This is a genomic window from Cobetia sp. 5-11-6-3, from assembly GCF_013374055.1.
Taxonomy (GTDB): Bacteria; Pseudomonadota; Gammaproteobacteria; order Pseudomonadales; family Halomonadaceae; genus Cobetia; species Cobetia marina.
Window position 1 is genome coordinate 42551 of the sequence record NZ_BLWJ01000010.1, and the last position, 24591, is coordinate 67141.

General features: G+C 64.0%; 20 protein-coding genes. 5 read left to right on the forward strand and 15 right to left on the reverse strand.

Features of this window, described 5'->3' with window-relative positions:
- Nucleotides 1–363: 363 nt before the first annotated feature.
- From HXS66_RS15150 to HXS66_RS15160, 3 genes are all read left to right on the forward strand, one after another.
- Nucleotides 364–2868 carry a bifunctional diguanylate cyclase/phosphodiesterase gene (locus HXS66_RS15150; RefSeq protein ID WP_176503959.1) on the forward strand — a complete coding sequence of 835 codons (2505 nt, stop codon included), beginning with the start codon at nt 364–366 and terminating at the stop codon, nt 2866–2868.
- 62 nt (nt 2869–2930) lie between these two features.
- Nucleotides 2931–3815 carry a sugar nucleotide-binding protein gene (locus HXS66_RS15155; RefSeq protein WP_077373366.1) on the forward strand — a complete coding sequence of 295 codons (885 nt, stop codon included), beginning with the start codon at nt 2931–2933 and terminating at the stop codon, nt 3813–3815.
- Nucleotides 3816–3833: 18 nt separating this feature from the next.
- Nucleotides 3834–4595 carry a 1-acyl-sn-glycerol-3-phosphate acyltransferase gene (locus HXS66_RS15160; protein ID WP_240499633.1) on the forward strand — a complete coding sequence of 254 codons (762 nt, stop codon included), beginning with the start codon at nt 3834–3836 and terminating at the stop codon, nt 4593–4595.
- Nucleotides 4596–4724: 129 nt separating this feature from the next.
- On the opposite strand, the gene fabB is transcribed toward HXS66_RS15160, so the two are convergent.
- A complete protein-coding gene (fabB, locus tag HXS66_RS15165; RefSeq protein ID WP_077373369.1) occupies nt 4725–5942 on the reverse strand; it encodes a beta-ketoacyl-ACP synthase I in 1218 nt (405 codons plus the stop codon).
- Nucleotides 5943–5955: 13 nt separating this feature from the next.
- Complete coding sequence (fabA, locus tag HXS66_RS15170; RefSeq protein ID WP_077373372.1) at nt 5956–6471, reverse strand: 3-hydroxyacyl-[acyl-carrier-protein] dehydratase FabA; 516 nt, start codon at nt 6469–6471, stop codon at nt 5956–5958.
- Nucleotides 6472–6776: 305 nt separating this feature from the next.
- Between fabA and HXS66_RS15175 the strand changes: the two genes are divergently transcribed.
- A complete protein-coding gene (locus tag HXS66_RS15175) occupies nt 6777–8615 on the forward strand; it encodes a bifunctional diguanylate cyclase/phosphodiesterase (protein ID WP_176503960.1) in 1839 nt (612 codons plus the stop codon).
- A gap of 21 nt (nt 8616–8636) precedes the next feature.
- Here HXS66_RS15175 and HXS66_RS15180 read toward each other — a convergent pair whose 3' ends face one another.
- From HXS66_RS15180 to HXS66_RS15225, 10 genes are all read right to left on the reverse strand, one after another.
- On the reverse strand, nt 8637–9161 hold the full coding sequence (locus HXS66_RS15180; protein WP_176503961.1) for a DUF2878 domain-containing protein: 525 nt from the start codon (nt 9159–9161) through the stop codon (nt 8637–8639).
- A 2-nt stretch (nt 9162–9163) separates the two neighbouring features.
- The gene (locus tag HXS66_RS15185; RefSeq protein ID WP_176503962.1) at nt 9164–10447 is read right to left on the reverse strand and encodes a cyclopropane-fatty-acyl-phospholipid synthase family protein; all 1284 of its coding nucleotides are present in this window, start codon (nt 10445–10447) and stop codon (nt 9164–9166) included.
- Between the two features lie 10 nt (nt 10448–10457).
- Complete coding sequence (locus HXS66_RS15190) at nt 10458–11288, reverse strand: DUF1365 domain-containing protein (protein ID WP_176503963.1); 831 nt, start codon at nt 11286–11288, stop codon at nt 10458–10460.
- Nucleotides 11285–12631, reverse strand: coding sequence for an NAD(P)/FAD-dependent oxidoreductase (locus HXS66_RS15195; RefSeq protein ID WP_176503964.1), 1347 nt, complete (start codon nt 12629–12631; stop codon nt 11285–11287). Before HXS66_RS15195 ends, HXS66_RS15190 begins: the two co-directional genes overlap by 4 nt.
- A 74-nt stretch (nt 12632–12705) precedes the next feature.
- Nucleotides 12706–13506 carry an SDR family oxidoreductase gene (locus tag HXS66_RS15200; RefSeq protein WP_084207751.1) on the reverse strand — a complete coding sequence of 267 codons (801 nt, stop codon included), beginning with the start codon at nt 13504–13506 and terminating at the stop codon, nt 12706–12708.
- A gap of 86 nt (nt 13507–13592) precedes the next feature.
- Nucleotides 13593–14168 (reverse strand): nuclear transport factor 2 family protein, encoded by a 576-nt coding sequence (locus HXS66_RS15205; protein WP_255303296.1) that lies wholly within the window; start codon nt 14166–14168, stop codon nt 13593–13595.
- Nucleotides 14165–15715 (reverse strand): deoxyribodipyrimidine photo-lyase, encoded by a 1551-nt coding sequence (phrB, locus tag HXS66_RS15210; RefSeq protein ID WP_176503965.1) that lies wholly within the window; start codon nt 15713–15715, stop codon nt 14165–14167. Before phrB ends, HXS66_RS15205 begins: the two co-directional genes overlap by 4 nt.
- Nucleotides 15716–15766: 51 nt before the next feature.
- Nucleotides 15767–16678, reverse strand: a complete 912-nt coding sequence (locus HXS66_RS15215) for a MerR family transcriptional regulator (RefSeq protein WP_077373395.1) — start codon at nt 16676–16678, stop codon at nt 15767–15769.
- Nucleotides 16679–16950: 272 nt separating this feature from the next.
- Nucleotides 16951–17337: a sirohydrochlorin chelatase gene (locus HXS66_RS15220; protein ID WP_255303297.1), complete on the reverse strand. Its 387-nt coding sequence runs from the start codon at nt 17335–17337 to the stop codon at nt 16951–16953.
- 52 nt (nt 17338–17389) lie between these two features.
- Entirely contained in the window at nt 17390–18541 is a 1152-nt protein-coding gene (locus HXS66_RS15225; protein ID WP_176503966.1) for an NAD(P)/FAD-dependent oxidoreductase, read from the reverse strand.
- 159 nt (nt 18542–18700) lie between these two features.
- Between HXS66_RS15225 and HXS66_RS15230 the strand changes: the two genes are divergently transcribed.
- A complete protein-coding gene (locus tag HXS66_RS15230; protein WP_176503967.1) occupies nt 18701–19636 on the forward strand; it encodes a TIGR01777 family oxidoreductase in 936 nt (311 codons plus the stop codon).
- Nucleotides 19637–19656: 20 nt separating this feature from the next.
- Here HXS66_RS15230 and HXS66_RS15235 read toward each other — a convergent pair whose 3' ends face one another.
- The 3 genes from HXS66_RS15235 to HXS66_RS15245 all read right to left on the reverse strand — a co-directional run bounded on the left by HXS66_RS15235 (nt 19657) and on the right by HXS66_RS15245 (nt 24571).
- Nucleotides 19657–20421, reverse strand: a complete 765-nt coding sequence (locus HXS66_RS15235) for an RluA family pseudouridine synthase (protein ID WP_176503968.1) — start codon at nt 20419–20421, stop codon at nt 19657–19659.
- 166 nt (nt 20422–20587) lie between these two features.
- Complete coding sequence (rapA, locus tag HXS66_RS15240) at nt 20588–23530, reverse strand: RNA polymerase-associated protein RapA (protein WP_136939709.1); 2943 nt, start codon at nt 23528–23530, stop codon at nt 20588–20590.
- Nucleotides 23531–23713: 183 nt separating this feature from the next.
- Complete coding sequence (locus tag HXS66_RS15245) at nt 23714–24571, reverse strand: TlpA disulfide reductase family protein (protein WP_176503969.1); 858 nt, start codon at nt 24569–24571, stop codon at nt 23714–23716.
- Nucleotides 24572–24591 lie beyond the last annotated feature (20 nt).

Consider the following 24591-nt stretch of genomic DNA (forward strand, 5'->3'; position numbering starts at 1 on the left):
TCGTCAGTTCCATGGTCATCCATATTGTCTCGAACCCCCGCTCTGCGGGGGTTTTTCGTTTCTGGAGGCAAAGGAAACCTCTCGAGGTATCGAGGGTACTGCGTGAGAGGGCGGGGAGGTTTTCAGGCATTCCCCCTCCATCTGCCAGGATATCGGCCGATACATCCAAAGTCGCTCTGCGAGCGTAAGGGGGGAAGCCCCGAGTCCGATGATCGGGCCATCACGCTGTCGTCTCGCTTGAGGACACTGAGCGTGGAGGAAAAAATCAGGCAGTTCCGTACCTTGCAGGTAAACTATCGTTTCAAGTGTATGTCCACTTTCAGCTCGTTCCCCTTGGCAGGCCCCCGATGATTGAGGTCATTCATGCATGGTAGCTATTCCCCCTCACTGGTATTGCTTTCCATTCTGGTCGCGGTACTGGCATCTCATGCTGCCTTGCAGCTGATTCGGCAGGTCGCGCTGTCGGTGTCGCGTGCCAGTCGCCTGGGGTGGCTGCTGGGTGGGGCTCTGGCGATGGGCCTGGGCATCTGGTCAATGCATTTCATCGGCATGCTGGCCTATGACATCGGTACGTCGGTCACCTATGAGTGGGGCTTGACGCTACTCTCGATGATGGTGGCCGTGCTCTCTTCCGGACTGGCGCTGTGGGCCAACACGCTGTCGCGCTTGACGCTGCCATGGCTGTTTGGCAGCGGGGCGGTGATGGGAGGCGGGATCGCTTCGATGCACTATCTCGGCATGGCGGCGATGCAGATGCCGATGGCGTATCGCTACGATGCCCCGTTGTTGGGACTGTCGATTCTGGTGGCCGTCATCGCCTCGACGGCTGCGCTGTGGCTTGGAGGGCTCTTTCTGCATCAACGCCGCCCGCGTCGCAGTTATCAGGCCCTTGCTGCATTGCTGATGGGGGGAGCGATCGCAGGGATGCACTATCTGGGCATGGCGGCGATGGAAGTGGTGCCTGACTCGGTGATGCCGGCTCCCCCGCTTCGTTCGGGGGGAGGGCAGCATGTCTGGCTGGCAGTGATACTCGGGGTTGCCTCACTGGCCGTGCTGGGACTGACGTTGCTGGCGCTGAAGGCAGAAAGTCGTGTGCGGCGCAGTCGACACTATCGGGCGCGGTTGAGCGGTCTGCTGGAGTATCGCACCCGGGAATTGCGTCACGAGCGGGATCAGGTGACCGTGATGCTGGATTCCATCGATGAAGGAGTGATCAGCCTTGATCGGGAGGGAATGATCCGCCACATCAATCCCATCGCGGCAGAATTGTGTGGCTGGGATCCCGCGCTGGCCCGGGGCCGCCCCTGGGCGCGCATTCTGCAATTGCGCCATGAGGGCTCCCTCCACATGATGGATACCCACCTGGATGTCGTGCTCAGCCGCGGGGAGGTCGTGCACATGGCGAACCAGACCCTGCTGGTCGCCAGGGATGGCAGTGAGTGTGCGATAGAGCTCAAGGCGTCTCCGGTACGCGCTCGCAATGATGAGGTGGAAGGTGCCGTGCTGGTCTTCCGTGACATCAGTTATCGCCAGGCGATGATTCGTCGGCTCGATTTCCAGGCCCATCATGACAGCCTGACGGGGCTGCAGAACCGCAGTGCCTTCGATGATGCTCTGGGGGCCTCGCTGGAAGACGGCGATCTGCATCAATTGCTGTATCTGGATCTCGACTTCTTCAAGGTCATCAACGACACCTGCGGTCATGCGGCGGGGGATACCGTGCTGCGCGAGATTGCGCATCTGATGCGCGAGCAGGTCCGGGATTCTGATGTGCTGGCCCGTCTGGGAGGCGATGAATTCGCGGTCATCCTCTATCGATGCAATCGTGAACAGGCACTGGAGCGCGCCTCGAGACTCTGCTCGACCATCGCGGATTATCGTTATCTCGAGGATGGGCGTCAGTTCCAGCTGGGTGTCAGCATCGGCCTGGCGTCCATCACGGGGAGTGCACCGGCCACGGAAGTGCTGCGTCAGGCCGACGCGGCCTGTTACATGGCCAAGCAGAATGGTCGCAACCAGGTGCATGCCTATCACGAGGAAGATGCCGGGCTCGAGCGTGCCCAGCGCGAGCTCCAATGGTTGCCTCTGTTGCAGGAAGCGCTGGAGAAACGCTTCTTCACGCTCTATATCCAGCCGATTGAATCGTTGTGCCGCCCTTCCAGTGGGCCTTACTACGAAGTATTGCTGCGCTACGTCAATGCCGAGGGCGAGCATATGACCCCGGCCCACTTCATGGGCACTGCCGAGCGCTTCGGGCTGATGCCTGCCATTGATGTCTGGGTCGTCACTGAAGCGCTGCAGGTACTGAAATCCAATGACGGGCGCATTGAAGAAGACGCCATCCTGGCCATCAATCTCTCGGGGCAAAGCCTGAGTGACATGCCATTGCGCGATCAGCTGATCACCATGATCGAGGAGAGTGGCGTGGCGCCTGAGCGATTGTGCTTCGAGATCACCGAGACGGCCGCCATCAGCAATCTGGCGCAAGCACGCGAATTCATTCGTGGCATTCGTCGCCTTGGCTGCAGCTTCTCGCTGGACGATTTCGGCAGCGGAATGTCCTCTTTCGCCTATCTCAAGGAGTTGCCCGTCAATCAGCTCAAGATCGATGGCGCCTTCGTGCGCAATCTGACCCGTGACAGCCTAGACGCTGCCATCGTCTCGGCCATCTGCCGCATCTGTGCCCAGATGGGCATCGTCACCATCGCCGAATACGTGGAGCGACGTGACTTGCTGCCGGCACTTGAGCAGATCGGTGTCGATCTCGTTCAGGGCTATGGTATCGGTCGCCCCCAGCCGCTGGGAGGGGTGCTGCTCACTTCTGGTCCCCGGCGCGACAACGGGCCTGCAGCCAGCCTGCAAGGTTGATAGAATGTCGCCTTTGCATCGGCACGCTTCGTGCCGATGCGTCTGTTTGCCGGAGTGTGCCTGTGAAACTCTTGCTGCTGGATGCCGGGCATTGCCTGAGCCTCGGCCTGGCCCGAGTGGCCAACACCCGTACGGATCTCGAGCTTCAAGTGCTTGATGCCGTGCGTATCGACGCCAGTGATATTCGCTCGCATCGCGCGGATGTGGTGATCGTGCCTCCCTTCGTCAGTCCTGCGGACTCGGCACCGGCAGACGTCACGGCGCATGCCGAGCATGTGGAAGCCGTGCTGGCGGCCTGTGTCGAGACAGACACGCCGCTGGTGTGGTGCGTGGCGGACCAGATGTTCGAGCAGGGCGGGGAAGGCTTGCTCGATGAGGAAGAGGTGCCGTCCCCCATCGATACGGCATTGCGTCGGGTCATCGCCACGGGCGACCGCATCCGCGCCGAATTGCCGAGCCATCTGATCGTGCGTCTCGGGCCGTTGTTCGGCCCTGACGGCCGTGATGCCTGGCTGCCGACGCTGATCGAGTCGTTGCTCGCGGGTCAGGAAGTCCGCGCTGCGGAAGACGTCATCCTGTGCCCGACCAGTGTCGACGCCGTGGCCATGGCGTTGGTCGGCATGCTGCAACAGCAACGTTGCGGTGCGGGTTCCTGGGGCGCCTATCATCTGGCGGGTACCGAGCCTGTCAGCAGTTACGCCTTCATCAGCGTGGTGCGGACTCAGCTGATCACTCGGCTCGAGGGGATCGGGGAGGAGGTATCACCCGGCCCGATCAAGGCGTTGACGCTCAACTCGGGAACTCCGCTGCGCCGAGTGCTCAACTGTCGACGAGTGCTGGAGACCTTCGGGGTGCATCAGAAACCCTGGCGGCTGGAGCTGTCCCGCCTGCTGGACGATTGGGTGGCACAGCGCACCCCGGTGACCTCACCTCAAGAGGATGTCTGACGTGCGGAGATCTTTACTGTGAATGCACTGCGTAGTGTGTTGTTTTACTTCGGTTATTTCATGGCGTTGCTGCTCAGTGCCCTGGTGCTGGTACCCGTGGCAGCCTGCTTGCCGCTCAAGGCACGTTATCGCGTTCTGCATAGTTACAACCACCTTGTGCTCTGGTGGTTCCGTCTTACCTGTGGCGTCAGGGTAGAGGTCAGCGGACGTGAGCAGCTGCCTGAAGGGGCATGCGTTCTGCTCTCCAACCACCAGAGTGAGTGGGAAACCATCTATCTGCAGGTGGTCAAGCGGCCGCTATGCACCGTGCTCAAGCAGGAGTTGCTCAAGATTCCCGTCTTCGGCTGGGGGCTCAAGCTGCTTGAGCCGATTCCGCTGGACCGCAAGCAGCCCGCCAAGGCGCTCAAGCAGGTGTTGAGCGTGGGAACGCAGCGGCTCAAGGATGGCTTCACGGTGCTGATCTTCCCGGAAGGGACACGCCTGGCTCCGGGGACGCGCAAGAAGTTCAACAAGTCAGGTGCCGCGATTGCCTGTCGTGCTGGAGTGCCGGTCGTCCCGGTGGCCCACAATGCAGGCGAGATCTGGCCCAATGACAGCTGGATCAAGCGTTCTGGCACCCTGCATGTCGTCTTCGGGCCTGCGATCGAGACCACCGGCCGCAAGCCGGATGCGGTGATCGCGGATGTCGAGGGGTGGGTGGAAGACACCTTGCAGCGGATATCCCGCACTCCACGTCCGCCACTCGAGGAAAAGGCACCGGCAGACAGCGTGGGCGTCTGAGCGCTCCGATTGGAGGAAGTCGGGCGGTGAAGTGATGTGAAAGCCAGCCGATAGCTCGGCATCAGCAAAAAGGCCGCCCCATGGGGCGGCCTTTTCGTGTCATGCATCACCGGTCAGAGATCCATGATCTCAGTCCTGGAAGCGCTCCAGGATCAGACAGGCGTTGGTGCCACCGAAGCCGAAGCTGTTGGAGAGCACACGCTCGATCTTCACGCCATCACGGCGAGTGGTGACGATATCGAGGCCGTCGGCGCGTTCATCCAGTTCGCTGACGTTGGCGGAGGCGGCAATGAAGTCGTTCTCCATCATCAGCAGCGAGTAGATGGCTTCCTGCACGCCAGTGGCGCCCAGAGAGTGGCCGGTCAGCGACTTGGTGGAGCTCATCGCCGGGCTGTCCGCACCGAAGACTTCCTGGATGGCCTTGAGTTCGGCGACATCACCCACTGGCGTCGAGGTGCCGTGAGTGTTGATGTAGTCGATCTTGCCATTCACGGTTGCCATCGCCTGACGCATGCAGCGTGCGGCGCCTTCACCGGACGGTGCCACCATGTCGTGGCCGTCTGACGTTGCGCCGTAGCCTGTCACTTCGGCGTAGATCTTGGCGCCACGTGCCTTGGCGTGCTCCAGCTCTTCCAGTACCAGCATGCCGCCACCGCCAGCGATGACGAAGCCGTCACGGGTGGTGTCGTACGGACGAGACGCGGTTTCCGGCGAGTCGTTGTAACTGGTGGAGAGCGCGCCCATGGCATCGAACAGGCAGGACAGTGTCCAGTGTTCTTCTTCACCGCCGCCAGCGAAGACCACGTCCTGCTTGTTCAGCTGGATCTGCTCGACAGCGCTGCCGATGCAGTGAGCCGATGTCGCACAGGCCGAGGAGATCGAGTAGTTGATGCCCTTGATCTTGAACGGCGTGGCCAGACACGCGGAGACGGTGGAGCCCATGGTGCGGGTGACGCGGTACGGTCCGACGCGGCGCAGGCCCTTGGCGCGCATGATGTCAGCGGCCTCGACCTGGTTGGCGGAAGATGCGCCACCGGAACCGGCGATCAGGCCGGTACGCTCGTTGGAGACCTGCTCCGGGCTCAGGCCGGAATCAGCGATCGCCTGCTCCATGGAGATGTAGGCATACGCCGCGGCATCTCCCATGAAGCGCAGTTGCTTGCGATCGATATGGTCTTCGAGGTTGATGTCGACTACGCCCGCGACCTGGCTGCGGAAGCCAAGCTCGGCGTATTCCTCTTTGCGGCGGATACCGGAACGTCCCTCTTGGAGGGATTCCAGGACCTGCTGGCGATCATTGCCCAGGCAGGAAACAATGCCCAGCCCGGTGACTACCACTCTACGCATGGGAGCCTCCCGTTCAGAAGTTCGCAGTGGAGGTGAACAGACCGACGCGCAGGTCGTTGGCCTGATAGATGTCGCGGCCATCAACGGTGACTGTGCCATCGGCGATGCCGAGGATCAGCTTGCGAGTGATGACCCGCTTGATGTTGATGGTGTAGGTCACCTTCTTGGCGGTCGGCAGGACCTGACCGGAGAATTTCACTTCTCCGCAGCCCAGCGCACGACCGCGGCCCGGGTTGCCAAGCCAGCCGAGGTGGAACCCGACCAGTTGCCACATGGCATCGAGGCCCAGGCAGCCCGGCATGACCGGATCGCCCGGGAAGTGGCAGTCGAAGAACCACAGGTCCGGAGTGATATCGAGCTCAGCGATCAACTGCCCCTTGCCGTGGCTACCGCCTTCCTCACTGATGTGAGTGATGCGATCCAGCATCAGCATGTTGGGAGCAGGCAGTTGCGCATTGCCCGGGCCGAAGAGTTCGCCCTGGCCGCAGGCCAGCAGCTCGTCGCGAGTAAAGGAGTGTTGCTTGGTCACTGAGTCATTCCGAGTAGCGGGATGGTTATGCCGTACGGGGCGTAACAACGCCCGAATGGGGCTAGTCTAATGGCTGGCCCCACTGAATGCACGTGGGGGGCAGACTAAAGGGCACCATGGGGCGGTGCAAATATCTGCTTCAGCTTTTGGCGTGCCAGTCGATAAGACGATGGGTGTCAGCGGGCTGGCATGACATTTCCGTGGAGAATGGGCAGCATTGGTGCGCGGGCCAGCCTGGCTGTGAAGTGGCCATTTGCATGATGAAACCGTGTAGTGGATATCGTCATCTCGACCGAGGGTCCGGTATGTGGCCGAATGCTTCCTTCAATCGCCCCCTCATCTGGGGGGGAGTCATTGCTCTGTGCCTGATGCCGTGGCTGCCAGGCCTCGAACTGCGACTGTGCGCGCTGATACCGGTCACTCTGGCAGGCGCGGACATCCTGCGGTTGATGCGCCGACTGCATCTGCGGCGCGAGTTGCTGGAGGCGGCCGTGCACCTCAGCAGCGATGGACTCCTGATCAGTGATAGTCAGAACAAGGTATTGGCGGTGAATGCCGCCTTCAGTCGGATCACCGGCTACGCGCCGGAGGAGATCATCGGGCGCAACCCCTCCCTGCTGTCCTCGGGCCGCCATGACGAGGACTTCTATCGCCGCTATTGGCAGGCCCTGGCGGTGCATGGCTATTGGGAGGGCGAGGTCTGGAACCGGCGCAAGCAGGGCGATGAGTACCCTGAGTGGCTGAGGGCGCGACGCATGGAGCGCGCGGGAGAGGTGTTCCACATCGCGCTGTTCTCGGATATCTCGCGCCACAAGGCGCGGGAGGAAGACCTGCAGCGCATCGGGCTGGAGGACACTCTGACCGGCCTGCCCAATCGACGTCGTCTGAGTGACCTGATGGTGAGTCGTCTGGGCAGCTTGCGGGCCGGTGAAGCCCTGGACCTGGCGCTGATCGACATCGACGCCCTCAAGAGCATCAACGACTCGCTGGGCACCGAGGGGGGAGACCGTCTGCTCAAGCTGTTCGCGCGGCGCCTCACGGAGCTGGCACGCGGCGGTGTCGCAGGACGCATCGGCGGTGACGAGTTCGTGATTCTGCGAACCACGGCGGGGGGAGACCACGGTGAGTGGATCGAAGAGCTGCGCTCGACGCTGACCCAGCCACTGGAAGTGGACGATCAGATTCTCCACCTGGCGCTCTCGATCGGCAGCTGTCGTGCACCGGAGGACGGGCGTGATCCCGAAGTGGTGATGCAGCGCCTGGAAAGCGCGCTCTACGCCGCCAAGCGCCACGGTCGCAATATCGACATGCGCTTCCAGCCGGCGCTGGACTCCGGTGCCGATCTCCAGCTGGGATTGGCCAACGATCTACGGGCAGCGCTCGAGAGCCATGGCCAGTTGCAGCTGCACTACCAGTGTCAGCATCAGGCCAGTACCGGCAAGGTGAGCAGTGTCGAGGCGCTGCTGCGCTGGCAGCATCCATTGCGTGGGCCGGTGTCGCCTGCTGACTTCGTCCCGCTGGCCGAGCGCCATGGCCTGATGCTGCGACTGGGCAACTGGGTGCTGCGCGAGGCCGTGCAGCAGCAGGCGAACTGGCGACGTGCGGGACACCGCCTGTGCATCTGGGTGAATGTCTCGGCACTGCAGCTGATACAGGGCAATTTCGAGGCCTCGCTGGCCGCGCTGCTGCTGGAGTATGACGTGCCGGCGGACAGCATCGGCCTGGAGTTGACCGAGTCGGTGTTGCTGGATGAGCGCGCCGGTGACATCTCGCGCCGGCTGGCGACCCTGCGCAGCAGAGGCCACCAGATCGCGGTGGATGATTTCGGGACCGGTTATTCGTCGCTGTCCTATCTGAAGGATCTGCCAGTGGACAAGCTCAAGCTGGATCGGGCCTTCATTCGCAGCTTGCCGGGGGAGCGCTCCGATGCGGCCATCACCATGGCGGTATTGGCGATGGCCAAGGGGCTGGGCATGGAGATGATCGCGGAGGGTGTCGAGACGGCAGAGCAGCGTGAATACCTGGTATCGCACGGTTGTGGCTGGATTCAGGGCTTCTACTTCTCCCGTCCCGCGCCGGCGGCAGACGTCATCGAGCGTCTCAATGGCTATGAATCCGGCCAGTTGTCCATGGCCATGGCCTGAAGCCGCCTCGATGCACGGACATCATGTGCCTGGCTGGGCCAGCTTCCAGCGCGAGATGGCCAGGCATAGCCCGCCCCAGTTGAGGGCCTGTGCCGGCAACAGCCAATCGGCGAGCGTGACGTCAGCGAGCTGAGCGCCGCCGTAATAGGACAGGGGCGCGCTTGTCGCCCCGCCGATGGCGGCGAGCCATGGGCGCTGCCATAGCCAGTGCAATGCATGATGTACGGTACTGGCGAACAGCGGCCACAGGCACCACATCCACACGGGCAGCGGCAGCCAGTGTGTCCAGTCCGGCGCGGTGGCTGGCAGCGAGTAGCCACCGGCCAGGGTCAGACCGCCGTCCACCACCATGCCCAGTGCCAGAAAGCCCCCCAGCCATCGCAGCTCTCGTGCGCGCCGGGCCTGTGGGACGACCCAGCCCAGATGCGCGGCCAGAATGAGCGGGGTGACCAGCAGTGCGACCCAGGCGCCCCCCAGCACGCAGCTGAACCAGCCAAGCTGAAACAGCCCGGCATTCAGCAGTGGGGTGATGCGTGGAGAGCGCACGTTCAGGCGTTCCAGTCCTTGAGTCCCATCTGCACCGGGCGGGCGCCAGGGCCTCCCAGCAGCAGCTGACAGGTGCCGATGGTGCGCTCCCGGAAGCCCCCTTCACAGTAGGCCAGGTAGTAGCGCCACATCCGCACGAAGCGTTCGTCATACCCCTGTGCATAGACATCGTCGAGGCGTGCCTCGAAACGCTGCCCCCACGCCTTGAGCGTGGCCGCGTAATGCAGGCCGATATCCTCGAGTGTCAGCAGGTTCAGCTGGGTATCACGTTGCATGGCACCCAGTATGGCGCCATGTGAGGGCAGGAAGCCGCCCGGGAAGATGTAGCGCTTGATGAAATCCATCTCGCGGCTGGCGGCCGCGAAACGCTGATCACGGATCGTGATGGCCTGCAGGGCGATCAGGCCTTCGGGCTTGAGGAGTCGCTCGAGAGTCTTCAGGTAGGTCGGCAGATACTGATGCCCGACCGCCTCGATCATCTCCACCGAGACGATACGGTCGAAGCGGCCCTCGAGGGCACGATAATCCTGCTTGAGCAGCGTGATGCGATCTTCCAGTCCTTCCTCGGCGATGCGTGCCGCCGTGTAGGCATGCTGCTCATCGGAGATGGTAGTGGTGGTCACGTGACAGCCGCGCGTTCGGGCAGCATGGATGGCAAGGCCGCCCCAGCCGGTACCGATCTCCAGCAGATGATGCTGTGGCCCCAGCTCCAGCAGGTCGAACAGTCGCTCCAGCTTGTGCGTCGAGGCTTCCTCGAGGTCTGCCTCGGGATGCGGAAAGACCGCCGCGGAGTACATGCGGTGCTCGCGATCGAGGAACAGCGTGAAGAGGTCGTTGCCAAGATCGTAGTGCGCCGAGATATTGCGCTTCGAGCCCGCCAGGGTATTGCGCGCCAGCGCGTAGGCGACACTCAGCGCCCACTTGGAAAGGCGCGAGGTCCCGCTGTCCACCGAGTCATTGACCTGTTCCAGATTGAAGGCGAACAGACGTACCAGCCCCACCAGATCATCCGTCTCCCACTGACCGTCCATGTAGGCTTCCGCCGCCGCGACGGTGCCCCCCAGTGCCATGCGCCGCCAGGCGCGCGAATCGTGGATGCGCAGCGTGATGTCACGTGGCCCCCCTTGCCCCAGCACATGGCGCTCACGACCTTCCAGCACGGTCAGGCTGCCGCCCTCGAGTCTGTCGAGCATGCGCAGCAGCCGAGGGCGCAGCAGGCGGGTCAGGCGGTCATCGTGACGGGGGATTGCCACCGGACTGGGGGGAACGGGTTCAAACTGGCTCATGGTGATGTCCTCATGACGGATGCCGAGTCTCTGGCTGAGGGCGCGGATGATCGAAGATCGGCACGCGCTTGAGCGCCAGACGCAGCGCCTCGTAATGGATGCCTGCCACGGTCTTGAGCGTCATCCACGGGAAGCGCAGCAGCAGGCGGGTCATGGCGCGTGGAGTCGCGGGTTCCAGATGCAGGCTCAGGCTGGCATCGAAGAGTGATTCCCCGGGCTTGCGTGTCACTTCCTCGCCCAGTGGATGATTTTCCATGTGCAACAGGAGCTCATCGTTGCTGGGGTCATTGAAGCGCCAGTGATAGCGCATGCCCATCGGCATGAAGGGAGAGACATGCAGGCGCTTGTCGAAATGCGCCGAATGCGTGCGCCGTCGCGAATCGGTGCGCGAGGCATACAGCACACGCTCGCCCCAGGGAATGTTGGTCACCTCACCGAGCACGGCGCCCAGCTGGCCCGTCGCGTGGTAGAGGTAATAGAGTCGGATCGGATTGAAGCCCACCCCGAAATGCCGCAGCTGGGTCAGCAGGAAGATGCGGCCTTGCGGCAGGGGCGCATGATCGCCCGCCATGGCGAGCTCGCGTCGACAAGCCTCATGGACACGCTCGATCAATGGGCCATCCGTCAGACCGTGCAGGGCTGCCGGGAGATGGTCGCGCTCGCGAAAGGCCAGCGGTGCCGCCCGACTGGCGCTTGCCAGACGCCGGCCTGCCATCAGGTCCGGCAGCTCATCCAGCGCCAGCCACGCCATCGCGACGCGATAGCGAAAGGCATGCTGGCGCGGCGCATGGCGGCGATGGCGCAGCGTGCCGTAGCCGATACGGCTGGCGGGCGCCTTCAATCGTCTGCCTCGCGGGCACCCAGTGCCTCGGCGACGCGCAATGCACTCCACACGCCATCTTCATGGAAGCCGTTGCGCCACCAGGCACCACAGAAATGGGTGCGTCCCACCGGGCCACCAGGCCGTGGCGAGACACCGGAGATCTCCATGAAGCGCTGCTTGGCGGCCTCGGCCTCAAGCGTGAAGCGCGGGTGATCATAGGCGTAACGGCCCAGTACGAGGGCGGGGTCGATGGCATCGCTGTCGTTGAGCGTGATGCAGAAGGTCTCTCGAGGCGGGTAGTCGCGCTCATCGAGGCGCTGCAGGATGTTCATGTCGTAGGTGACGCTGGCTCGCTGGGCGTCATCCCGGCCATCGAGACGGTAGTTCCAGCTCGCCCAGGCCTCACGACGCCTGGGCAGCAGGGAGGTGTCGGTGTGCATCACCACATCATTGCGCTGGGTCGTGATCGCCGAGAGCACGTCCTGCTCACAGGCGCTGGCGTCTTTCAGCAGAGCCAGTGCCTGAGGCGCATGACAGGCCAGCACCACCTGATCGAAGCGTTCGCAGCGCCCATCGACGTGCTCCAGTGTCACGCCGTCGACATCGCGCCGTATCTGGCGGATCTCGCTGTTGAGGTGAATGCGCTCGGCATAGCTCTCGGTCAGCGGGGCGATGTAGCTGCGTGACCCACCGATCAGCGTGAACCACTGGGGACGATCGTTGATCGACAGCAAACCGTGATGGCGGAAGAAGCGCACGAAGAACTGCAGCGGGAAGCGCTCGATGTCCGCGATGCTGGCGGACCAGATCGCCGCGCCCATCGGCAGCAGATAATGCTCACGAAACACCTGTGAGTAGCCGTTGGCGTCGAGATAGCTGCCCAGGGTCGCGCCCTCGGCGAGTCTGCCGCTGTCCAGGTCCGCCGCGGCCTGCTGATTGAAGCGCAGGATGTCACGCAGCAGTCGATAGAAGCGCGGGCGCAACAGGTTGCGTTTCTGGGCGAACAACGACATCAGCGTATGGCCGTTGTACTCGAAGTCCTCGGCGGTGGTGTGTACCGAGAAGCTCATCTCGGTGGGCTGATAGGCGACATCTAGACGCTCCAGCAGGCGCTGGAAGTGGGGATAGGTGCGGTCGTTGAAGACGATGAATCCGGTATCGATGGCCCATTCGCTGCCATCGGCGGTCTGCACGTCCATGGTCGCAGTGTGGCCGCCGAGACGCTCGGCCGACTCGAAGACATGCACCTCGTGGTGACGACTGAGGTAGTAGGCCGCTGCCATGCCGCTGATGCCGCTGCCGATGACGGCGATCCGCTGGCGGGGAAGAGGAGCTGTTGCCTGTGACGTCGTTGTATTCATGCCACTCCAGAGAAGGAAGACCTGCGATCAAGAAACATGCTGTTCGTGGCAGGCATCCGCATGCCTGATGTCGGTCAATCTCGCGTCATGCGCAGTCCGATCTGGCGGCGCAATGTCGGCGGTAGAATGCCCAGCAGCTTCACCAGCAGCGTGAAGCGCCTGGGGAAGTGGATATCGAGCCGGTGACGCGCCAGCCCTGACACGATCGCCTCGACGGCCTGATCGACCGTGACCTGCATCGGCATCGGGAAGTCATTGCGCTCGGTCAGCGGTGTCTTGACGAAGCCCGGATGAATCACGCTGACATCGATCCCCTGGGCATCCAGGTCCAGCCGCAGCGACTCGAGGAAGTAGCTCACTGCAGCCTTGGAAGCTCCGTAGGCTTCGGCGCGTGGCAGCGGCAGGTAGGCCGAGGCACTCGACACCGCCGCCAGCTGTGGCCGCTCTCCCCCCTGCGCGGCAGCCGTGCGAAGCAGGGGCAGCGCGCTCTCGATCACATCCACGGCTGCCTGGAAATTGGTGGCGAAGACTCGGTGAACCAGGTCGGCCTCGAAATCACGTGCATCCAGATATTCGCAGGTACCTGCGTTGAGGAGCATCAGGTCGAGTCCACCGAAGTCTTCCTCGATCTGTCGTGCAGCCGTGCGGATGGCATCACGGTCGGTGAGATCCAGCGTGATCACCAGTGCATCACCGGGGCCTTGTTCGGCGTCGGCCGCGATGGCCTTCAGCTTGTCGGTGGAGCGTGCGCTCAGCACGACACGATGCCCATCGGCCAGCAGGCGACGCGCCAGCCCTTCACCGATCCCGGAGCTGGCACCGGTCAACCAGATGCGCTTGCGTGTCGTGGCTGGGGGCCTGGCTTGACTGGGCATTCTCTCTCCTTGGCGTGTTCGCCTGTCGCGATGAGCGCACCGCTTGACTGTCGGTGGGGGATGTCATCTGCGTGCCTGGGGGCACATCAGTCCATGCGTCGCTTGAGCAGCCTGATCACCTTGCCCAGCAACGGCACCTGCTCGTAGAGCAGCTCGCCGGCATCGAAGAAGTCACGGTGCCGACATACCTTGCCGTGTCGGAATTCGAGGCGTGAGGCACCTTCCACCACGATATCGCTGCCGCCGTTCAGGCGCGGATGGCGATAGGTCATCGTCCAGCTCAACCATGCCAGTCCCTGCTCCGCGCTCTTCCACGTGTCCTGTGCCTCATGCGACGTGGCGGCTGGCTCTGGCCGAGTCGGGCCCAGCGGATGATGAAACACGAAATCAATCGATGAGACATTCGTGTACAACCCTGAGAAATACTGGTTGAGCGCTTCGAGGCCCTGAACTTCGTGCAGAGGATCGCGAAAAACGACATCGTCACTATAGACTGATTTCAGCAGCTCTGTAGAGGTTTTGTCCAGCTTTTCGTAAAGGCGACAGACCCGAACCAGCGCCGGGCTCATCTCGGGGGGCAGCGATTGCATGGCTGTGCTCCTGACGTCGAGGCAATGAAAAAGCGGCCCGCTGGAGATCAGCAGGCCGCCTGGCAGGGTCATTCGCTTCTGGTGAGCGCCTTGAAGGCATCGAGGGCTCGCTGGCGGGCGGCCTTGTGGTCGACGATCGGGCGCGGGTAGCCACAGGCATGGCAGTCGTCAGCCGTGGGCTGGTGACGACGCTTGGCGGGAAGTTCGGCCAGCTCAGGCACGAAGCTTGCGATGAAGTCGCCGTCCTTGTCGAAGCGTTGCCCCTGGGTGGTGGGGTTGAAGATGCGGAAATAGGGCGCGGCATCGGTGCCGGTCGAGGCGGCCCACTGCCAGCCGCCATTGTTGGCCCCCAATTCACCATCCACCAGGTGCGCCAGGAAGTAGGCCTCACCACGGCGCCAGTCGATCAACAGGTGCTTGGTGAGGAACATGGCCGTCACCATGCGCAGGCGATTGTGCATCCAGCCGGTCTCGACCAGCTGGCGCATGGCGGCATCGACGATGGGGTAGCCGGTACGCCCTTCGCACCAGGCGGCGAAGCCTGCGTCATCATCGCGCCATTGCAGGGCTTCGGTATGGCGCTGGAAGGGACGGTGGCGATTGACGCGCGGAAAGCCGACCAGGATGTGCTGGTAGAACTCGCGCCAGATCAGCTCGTTGACCCAGGTGGTCAGGCCGACATCACCGTCGGCGAGACTGCCGTTTTCCGCCAATACCGCCGCGTAGCACTGTCGAGCCGAGATCATGCCGAGCGCCAGATAGGGGGACAGTTCGCTGGTGCCGCGCGTGGCGGGCAGGTCGCGCTGCTCGTGGTAGCGGCGCGCCCGGAAGGTCATGAAGCGCTCCAGGCGCTCCTGAGCGGCATCCTCGCCGGCAGGCCATCGCTCCGCCTCCAGCGGCTCGCTCGGCCCATGTTCCACGTCGACGCTTGGCGTGTCGGGAAGCGCGGGAATGGCGTCTCCCGAAATCTCGCGTCCCTCGGCGTCTCGGGGCGCATCCTGCACCGCGGGAGCCTCATTGAGCGCCAGACGCCGCGCGTCGATCTCCTTGTGCCAGCGCTTGGAGAAGGGCGTGAAGACGCCGTAGTAATCGCCCTTGCCGGTCAGCAGTTCGCCGGGCGTGAAGGCGAGCATGTCAGTGTAGCGATGCAGGCGGATGTCGCTGTCGGCCAGGCGCGCGCGGACGAGTCTGTCGCGTTCGCGCTCATTGACGGCGTACTCGTCATTGAAGTGCAGCGCCTGGACGCCAAGTTGCGTGCACAGCGTGGCCAGCGCTTCGGGTACTTCCGCGAAGGTGTCGCAGTCGAGGACCTTGAGCGGGATGTGATGGCCGGCGAGTGCCTGCTGCAGGACGTGCAGACCGCGACGCAGGAAGTCGAGCTTGTTGGCACCATGACCATGGGTCATCCACTGGGCGTAGCAGGGGATGACCACCGCCACCACCGGGCCGCGTGCGGCCGCTTGCGAGAGGGCGGTATTGTCATGCACGCGCAGGTCGCTTCGCAGCCACACGAGCTGCAGAGGCTGTCGGCTCGCGTCGGAGTCAGCCCCGGATTCGGTGTCCGTACCGGGAGACCGTGAGGCGGTGGCAGTGCGGGATGTGGGAGAAGGGGCAGGCATGAAAGCTCCTTTGCGGTCGAAAATGTGCATCGCGCAGGAGCTTCGGGAGGATCAACGAGCCAGCAAGGACCTCAGGCGGACCACCGCTTGAACGGGGTCGGCCCCGAGACCTTCCAGGGGCCCGTCCACCAGCTCCTGCTGGCGAATCTGGGCGGCCGGGCCAGCGATGGCCAACGGCACGGAGAGTTGTTCTGCCACCCGCGGCAACTGGCGGCGCATGACATCGCTTCGCTCGGCCTGAGTGCCGACCAGGATCACGGCCTGCGCCTGGAACCGCTCAGCGGCCAGTGGCAGCTCGGCCAGGGGCAGCGGGCCATCCAGCAGGCTGACGTGATAACCGGCATCGCTGGCGACCAGCGCCAGCAGCAGCAGCCAGCTCAACCCCGGTTCATCCGGCAGGCGCGTCAGAGTGATGTGCGGGGCATGGCGCTCCTGATTCGCGAACATCAGGCGGGCGCCGATACGTGAGCGCAGGAAGCTCTCGAGGAAACATTGTGCCAATCGGGCCCCGAAGGTCGTGGTGCCACGCTCCTCCAGCTGCTCGACCACCGGCTTCCACAGGCGTTCGACCACACTGTTGACCGGATACAGCGCCAGACTCTGGTTGTAGAGCTCCGCCAGCCGAGACTCATCCTGGGCGTCGATGGCGGCCATGATCAGTTGCTGCTGGCCGCCCCAGCTGCCTTCATCCGGCATTGGCGCCGTCTCTGGCTGGGGCTGATCCAGCAGCTCCCGCACCTGACTGACGGGCACGCCCCTGTTGAGCCACTGCAGGATGTGCTCGATGCGCTCGATGTCCTCGCGGGCATACAGGCGATGTCCCTTGGGCGTACGGCGCGGTTCGATCAACCCGTAGCGGCGCTCCCAGGCTCTCAACGTGACCGAATTGACGCCGGTCAGGCGTGAGACTTCACGGATCGGAAACAGGGGCGAGCTGGCAGTTTCCGTGGCCTTGTCAGTCATGGATGGTGTTACCTCTGCGGTGACGAGGCATCCCGGATGAAGCACGAAGAGGAACGAAGCACAGAAGTGGGAACTGAAGCATTCGAAGCGCTGCGGGATGCCGGCAATGCATCTTGTGCATTAGCTGTACATGTGGGGCTCAGGATGGCGCAGCCGCCTCGGCCTGACAAGTGGCATCACGCGTCAATTCACGTCGCATATTCGACGCGCAGGCCTGAAGGTGGCATCGCAGAGCCTTTCCGGTTCGCAGTCTCTCTCGGGTCATCGGGTCATCATGCGTTGTCCTGTTGCTCCACAATCTCGATCAAGGCCTCGACAAACGCTGGATGGGCACCCACCGGGTCCAGCAACGTGATCGGACAATCCGGATGCTGCTGGCGGGATGTCTCGAGCATGGCGGGGACGTCTTCGCGCAGATGGCGGCCCGCCGCAAAGAACAGCGGCAGGATGTCGATACGCGCCGCACCGTCTGCCGCCAGGGCGGCGATGGTGTCGGTCAGCAGCGGGTCACACAGTTCCATGTAGGCCAGACGTGTCGGGCGCTTCAGGCGACTGGCGAGCGAGGTCTCGAGTGCCTCGAAGGGCTCGCGCCAGCGTGGATCACGCGAGCCATGCGCCAGCAGGATCAAGGCGTCATCCTGGTGTTCCATCTTGCTCATGAGGGCTTCCTGTCATGGGGGGATCGTGGGTCAGTTCTCTGAACTCGCGGGCTCATGAGTTCAGCGCGTCAGCCAGTCGCTCTGCCGCTTCGCGTCCTGACAGCCAGGCATCTTCGACTCGCGGCCCTTTCAGTGCATCGCCCGCCAGGCTCAGACCGTGCTGGCTCATCGGCGAGGCGGGCATTGCCTGAGGTGCGCAGCGGGTCGGATGAGCATAGCGCCAGCGATGGGCCGTGAGCGATACCTTGCCTTCACTCCAGTCCTCGCCAAGCGCCTGGATCTCGGGCAGTGCCGTGAAGGCTTGCCAGAGTGCCGCGCAGATGTCCTCAGGCGAGTCTTCCAGGTGAGTCTGGCTCCAGCCGGCGGTGGCCAGCAGGCTCAGGGTCTCGCGAGCCCCCGAGGGGGGCTGGCGGCCGGGGCGCGAATGCTGTCGCATCACGCAGCGCAGTGGGGCGTCATCTCCGCGACTGACCAGCAGCCCCTGCCAGTCCTCGATGCCTGCCAGGGCCGGCAGCGGTGTCTCCAATGCGGCCATCACGGTCCAGGTGGGTGCCATCTCGATCCGCGAGAGCAGGGCGCTCAGCTCGGGCGCCAGAGAGTGTGGAGTCTGTTGCGCCGAGGCCGGCACGTTGCCTTCAGCGTCGGTACCAGCGTCATTCAGCAGAGCACGGGCCTGAGGGGCCGGGGCGGTGATCATCACATGATCAAAGGGACCATGCCGCTCGCCGTCCCGGTCCTCAAGCTGCCAGCGAACCTTGCCGCCCGCCGCTTCATCGCGGATCAGGCGTGTGATGCGCAGGCGAGTGTGCAGGGTGGCATTGACCGGCAGCTCCTCGCTCAGGTGGCGGCTCAGGGCGCTCATGCGCGGACTGGCCACATAGCGGGCAGAATCATCGCGAAGCCGCTGCCATTCCTGCGTGTCAGACGCTGTCTTGCCCAGACGCAGCAACCTGTCACCCCAGGGGGCGACGATACCGTCTGCCCGCCATGTCTCGAGTGCTGACTGGAAGCGCGGATCACGCGCGGTGAAATACTGAGCGCCGATGTCGAGGGGGCCGTGGGGAGTGCGCCGACTGGCCAGACGCCCGCCCGGGCCGCGTCCCTTCTCGAAGATCGTCACCGCGTGACCCTGCGCTGCCAGGTACGAAGCAGCAGAGAGACCGGCGATACCGGCACCGATGATGGCGATGGACGATACTGACATCAGGCAGGGCTCCTGCTGGGGAAGATGGACCGGGAGGATGCAGCATGAAATGACGCCGGCATCCCTTGAAGTTAACTTCTTGTGCAGGATTGTACAATAAAGGTATAGATTCATGGCAAGAGTTGGCACACTCGATGCTTCATCGCCGAGGAGGACAGCATGCGAATCTTGATCACGGGGGCAACGGGATTTGTCGGTCAGGCACTCTGCCGCTCACTGGCCGCGGCCGGGCATGAGCTGGCAGTGGTGTCACGTCGTCCGGAGCGGGCCGAGCGGCAGTTCGCCGAACTGGGCATCACCCTGAAGGCGGCGGATTCGGCGCTGATGTTCAAGGACTGGCAGCCACAGGGCATCGTCAATCTGGCGGGGGAATCGATTGCCGGGAGGCGCTGGAGCGAGGATCACAAGCAAGAGCTGCGTCGCTCGCGGCTGGAAACCACCGAGCATCTGGTGCTGCTGTGTCAGCAACTGGCGGCTGAGGGGCAGGCTCCCCAGGTGATGGTATCCGGTTCGGCGATGGGCTATTACGGCGCGCAGCCCAAGGCGGGCGAGCCGGGTGATGTCGAGATCGACGAGCAGGCAACGCCTCACGATGACTTCAATCATCGCCTGTGTCGCGACTGGGAAGCGGCCGCCATGCCAGTCTCGGACTGTGGTGTTCGCCTGGCGATCATCCGCATCGGTCTGGTGATGGAAGCGGATGGCGGAACGCTCGCCAAGTTGTTGACGCCCTTCAAGTTCGGCTTGGGTGGGCGTCTCGGCGATGGCCGTCACTACATGCCGTGGATCCACCGCCATGATCTGATCCGCATCATCGAGCGTCTGCTGGAGGATGAGGAATTGAGTGGGGCCTTCAATGCCAGTGCACCGCATCCGGTCACCAACATGGGCTTTACCCACGCCTTGGCGCGCGGTCTGGGGCGCCCGGCGATCCTGCCGCTGCCGGCCAAGGCCCTCAAGCTGGGGTTGGGAGAGATGAGCACGCTATTGCTGGAGGGCGCCCGCATGGTGCCGGCGCGTCTGCTGGCCGCAGGCTTCACCTTCGATTACCCGACCCTCGACGTGGCCTTCGCCGATATCCTGTCACGCAAGTGAGCCTTGACAGGAAGGCAGTGCTAGAAGGGCAGTGGCGCTTCCAGCACCAGTGGTGGGGCATCGCTGTCGCTGGCCGGCGGAATCACCAGACGCGCCGCATGCAGCAACAGGCGCGGACTGGCATTGAGTGCCGCGCCGCGGGCATAGAAGGCATCGCCGATGATCGGGTGGCCGAGCGCCAGCATATGCAGGCGCAGCTGATGCGAGCGCCCGGTATGGGGTGTCAGCAGGACACGGCTGGCGGCGAGGGTCTGAGGCGAGCCATCCGGGCGCTGGCCATCGAGCATCAGGTGACGCTCGACTTGATAGTGCGTCAGTGCCGGTTTGCCATGGAGGAAGTCGACGATCTGCCGCGGTCTGCGCGGCCAGTCACAGCGCAGCGGCAGGGCGATGCTGCCCTCGTCGGGCGTGAGATGCCCTGCCACCACGGCCACGTAGCGTTTCTCGAGGGTGCGCGACTGGAAGAGGCGCGACAGCCGCCGCTGTCCCTCGACATTGCGCGCCACCAGCAGCACCCCGGAAGTTGCCACATCCAGCCGATGCACGGCACGGGTGTCCTCGCTCAACCGGCACAGGCGCGAATGGACGCTGTCGAAGCGTGAAGGGTCGCGGCCCGGTACCGAGGGCAGCTCGGCCGGCTTGTCGATCGCCCACCAGTCATCGCCTGCCGCCAGCAGCGTCAGCCCCACTCCCTCGACACGCGCGACCTCCTCGGCAAGGCGTTGTCCCTGCCAGCCATGCTCGGTCGTGGTGTCGGGTCGGCTTTCTGGATGTGATGTCGCCATGACGGTGCTCTAGGGTGGTAGGGGTTGGACGGTCAGGCCCAAGAATAACGCTTTCGGCGACTCACAATGAAAAGCGCCCCACTTGCCGATGGCAGGTGGGGCGCTTTTCTTGCGTCATTGGCAAGCCGTGACGTCAGGGGCTACCTGACGTCACGTCGCGGGCAGATCAACGTTCGTGAGCATCCACGGTGACGATGACGCGCACGCTGTCCAGACGCAGACGCGTGGTCTCGATGGCGCCATCGAGAGCGGCACGCTCCTGGCGCAACGCTTCCAGCTCTTCCTCGCGCACCGACGGGTTGTGGCTGGCCAATGCTTCGAGGCGGGCGAGCTCAGCACTGAGCTGCTCACGCATCTGCTGCTGGGCCTGCTCGACGATGCTCGGCAGTTCGCGCTCGGCTTCCTGCTCGGCGTCGCTCATCAGCTTGCGCAGTGTCGCGTGGCTCTGCTTGATCAGATCACGTGCGACCGCCTTCTTGACCGGCTTGAGGTTCTTGGCCAGCCCGCCGAAGGAGACCTTGTCGGACAGGTTGCTGCCGTTTTCATCCAGCAGCACCCGGATGGCGGTCGGTGGCAGGAAGCGACCCAGGCGCAAGCCGCGCGGTGCGGTGGACTGGGTGCGGAACACCACTTCCGTCATCAGGCGACCGCCCGGGATCGCCGGGTGCTTGAGCAGTGCCAGCGCCGTGTTGCCCATGGAGCCATCGATGATGCGCACCAGCATCTCGCGGACCAGCGGGTGCTCCCACGACAGATGCTGGACATCTTCGCGTGACAGCGCCGTGGCGCGATCGCTGGTGACGCTGAAGCCTTCCTCGCCCTTCACCAGCCCCGGCAGGCCGTCGAGCATGTGCGGGCCTGGTGCCAGGTAGGTGATGCCATCGCCGAGGTCCCGGCTCTCGATACCGAAGATGTCGAAGGCGCGCTCCAGGTAGCCCGGCAGCGCCTTGTCGTTGTCCAGTGTCTCGATGGCGGCGATGACTTCCGCGGCGCGCTCGTGACGACAGGCATTGAGTTCCAGCAGACGGTTGCGACCGGACTGGCGCTCGGCCTGCAGGGCGTCGAAGCGTTCGCGGGTCTGCTCGATGATGCTGTCGATCTCTTCGCTGTCGAGCAGGGCTTCTTCCAGCTCGTCACCGAACTGGGAATACAGCTCGCTGCCGATGCCGTGGGGCGCACTGAAGGCGTCCATGCCATCGCGGTACCAGCGCAGCAGCTGGGCGCCCGGTGAGCCTTCGAAGACCGGTACGTGGATCTCGATCGGGAACTGCTGGCCGATGCGGTCCAGACGCCCGATGCGCTGCTCGAGCTGGTCCGGATGCACCGGCAGGTCGAACATCACCAAGTGGTGGCAGAACTGGAAATTACGGCCTTCCGAGCCGATTTCCGAGCACACCAGCAGCTGCACGCCTTCTTCCTCGGAGGCAAAGGCGGCGGCGGCGCGATCACGCTCGACCAGGCTCATGCCCTCATGGAAGACCGGTGCATGCACGCCGCCCAGCACGCGCAGACCTTCGGACAGCTCACGCGCGGTATCGGCGGTGTGACAGATCACCAGCGCCTTCTCGTTGCCGAGGTCGGTCAGGGTTTCCAGCAGCCACATGACGCGCGGGTCGATCTGCCACCAGGGCTCGGCGTTCATGCGGTCATCGGGCAGGGCGCGGTACATCTCGTCGAGGAACAGCACCACCTCGGGGTGGTTCATGCCGGTCTCGATCAGCAGGTCATCGAGGTAGTCCTCGTCACGCTCCAGCTTGCGCACCACACGCCGGTAGGAGGAGGGCAACTCCAGCTCGTGGACGTGCAGACGACGCTCGGGGAAGCCTTCGACGTGGGTGCGCGAGTTGCGGAACATCACGCGGCCGGTGCCGTGGCGGTCGAGCAGCTGGTCACGCAGCTGACGACGGGCGCTGTCGCGCTGGGCGTCATCGCTGTCGCTGTCCATCAGGGTCTCGAGCAGGGCGCGGCTGTCGCCGTCATCCAGCACGGCGGTCAGGCTGTCCAGGCCGCTGGTGTCAGTCGGCAGGGCGTCCAGGCTGTCGATGGCCGAGGCCACGGTGACGTAACCCTCTTCCTCGGCCTTGAAGCGCTCCAGGTCGTGGTAGCGCTCCGGGTCGAGCAGGCGCAGGCGCGCGAAGTGGCTCTCCAGCCCCATCTGCTCCGGCGTGGCGGTCAGCAGCAGCACACCGGCGGTCTGGCGAGCGAGTGATTCGACGCAGGCATAGCCCGGGCCGACCTTGTCTTCGCTCCAGTCGAGGTGGTGGGCTTCATCGACGATCAGCATGTCCCAGTCGCAGGCGGCAGCCTGGACCTGACGCGACGGGTTGGCGAACAGCCAGTCCTGGCTGGCCAGAATGATCTGGTTGCCTTCGAAGGGGTTGCGCGTGCCGTGGGCCTTGCATTGCTCTTCATCGAGCAGCGAGACATCCAGCGCGAAGCGGCGCAGCATCTCGACCAGCCACTGGTGGGTCAGGCTCGCCGGTACCAGGATCAGGGCGCGACGGGCACGACCGCTGAGCAGCAGGCGATGCAGGATCAGACCGGCTTCGATGGTCTTGCCCAGGCCGACTTCATCGGCCAGCAGCACGCGCGGTGCGTGACGGCGCGAGACTTCATCGGCGATGTACAGCTGGTGCGGTACCAGGTCGACCTTGGGGCCGGAGAGGCCCAGCGCGGGGCTCTGCTCGACACGATGGAAGTGGCGCAGGGTGCGGTAACGCAGGTCGAACCAGTCATTGCGGTCGACCTGGCCGGTCAGCAGGCGGTCACGGGCCTGGTTGAACTGCATCTTGTCGTTGAGGCGTGCCTCGGGAAGCTCGAGCAGCTCGCCGGCGCTTTCGCCTTCACGTTCACAGATGTAGAGGATCTGGCCGCGCACTTCCTTGGAATCATCGACGATCAGCCATTCGCCATCGTCGGACTGGATGCGGTCGCCATTGCCGAAGGCGACTCGGGTCAGGGGCGCCTCGCGGAGGCTGTAGGTGCGGGTTTCTTCGCTGGCGGCAAAGAGGACGGTAACCGTGCGGAAATCGACATTGAGGATCGTGCCAAGGCCGAGATCGGCCTCACCATCACTGATCCAGCGCTGACCGGGAATGAAGTCGCTCATGATGCCTCGGGGTAGGACAAAGACGGGAATCGGGAATACAGGGGCGCGGTATCTTACCGGATCACGCGCCGTGGCTTAAGCGCCTTTTGTCCTTGTGAGGCGTCTTTGTCCTCTCGTGTCGTCACTGGGCGTGGTGCACCCATGGCATGAGGCCTTCTCTCATGATTTGGGGGAGGGTGTCCGTCACGATCCAGACGGGGGCATCAGCGCCTGCAGCTGGGCGCGGCTCAGCTCGCCGATGTGGCGTTCGATCAGGCGGCCTTCGCCATCGAAAATCAGGGTGGCGGGCAGGCCCTGTGCGTCGGCGAGCCCCATCAGCTGCATGGCGGGGTCCAGCAGGGCGTATTCCAGCGTGAGTCGCTCACTCTTGAGGAAACGAGTGACCGCGAGCGCCTGTTCGCCCTGATTGGCCAGCACCACGGTGACATCCGGCCGGGCGTCCACCTCGGCCAGCAGCGGCATCTCCCGGCGGCAGGGCGGGCACCAGGTAGCCCACAGATTGACGATCACGCGCTGATTGCGGACCTCATCCAGCGATACCGGGCGACGATCCAGATGATGCAGGGTGATCGACGGCATGCGCTCGATGGAATGCGTGCTGCCCAGCGGGTCGAGCTGCTTGAGGCCGAGGAAAGCGGTCAGGCCCAGAGTCAGACTGCCCAGCGCGATGACCTGGCGAATCACGCCATGCCGGCGCAACAGCCACAGGCTGGCCAGGGTCGCGGCCAGCATGCCGCCGAGCAGGTGGTAGCCCGGTTGCCACAGCTTGAGAATATCCAGCGGTGCCTGCTGATAACTTGCCCAGTGCAGGGCGACGTAAGTGAGGCGCGCACCGATCACCCAGCTGACCAGCATGCGATTGAACCAGCGTGAGGGGCTCAGCGGTGGAGAGTCGTAAGCGGGCGCGGTCGCGCCCCTGGCGTGCATGCGCGCCAGTAGACGAATCAGCAGCGAGAACTCGATCAGCATTACCAGGGCTGCCACGAAGGCATAGAGGCGTTCGACGGAAATCAGGGCAGGGCCCAGAGCGATGGCATCCATGCGGTTATCCTTTGGCGGTG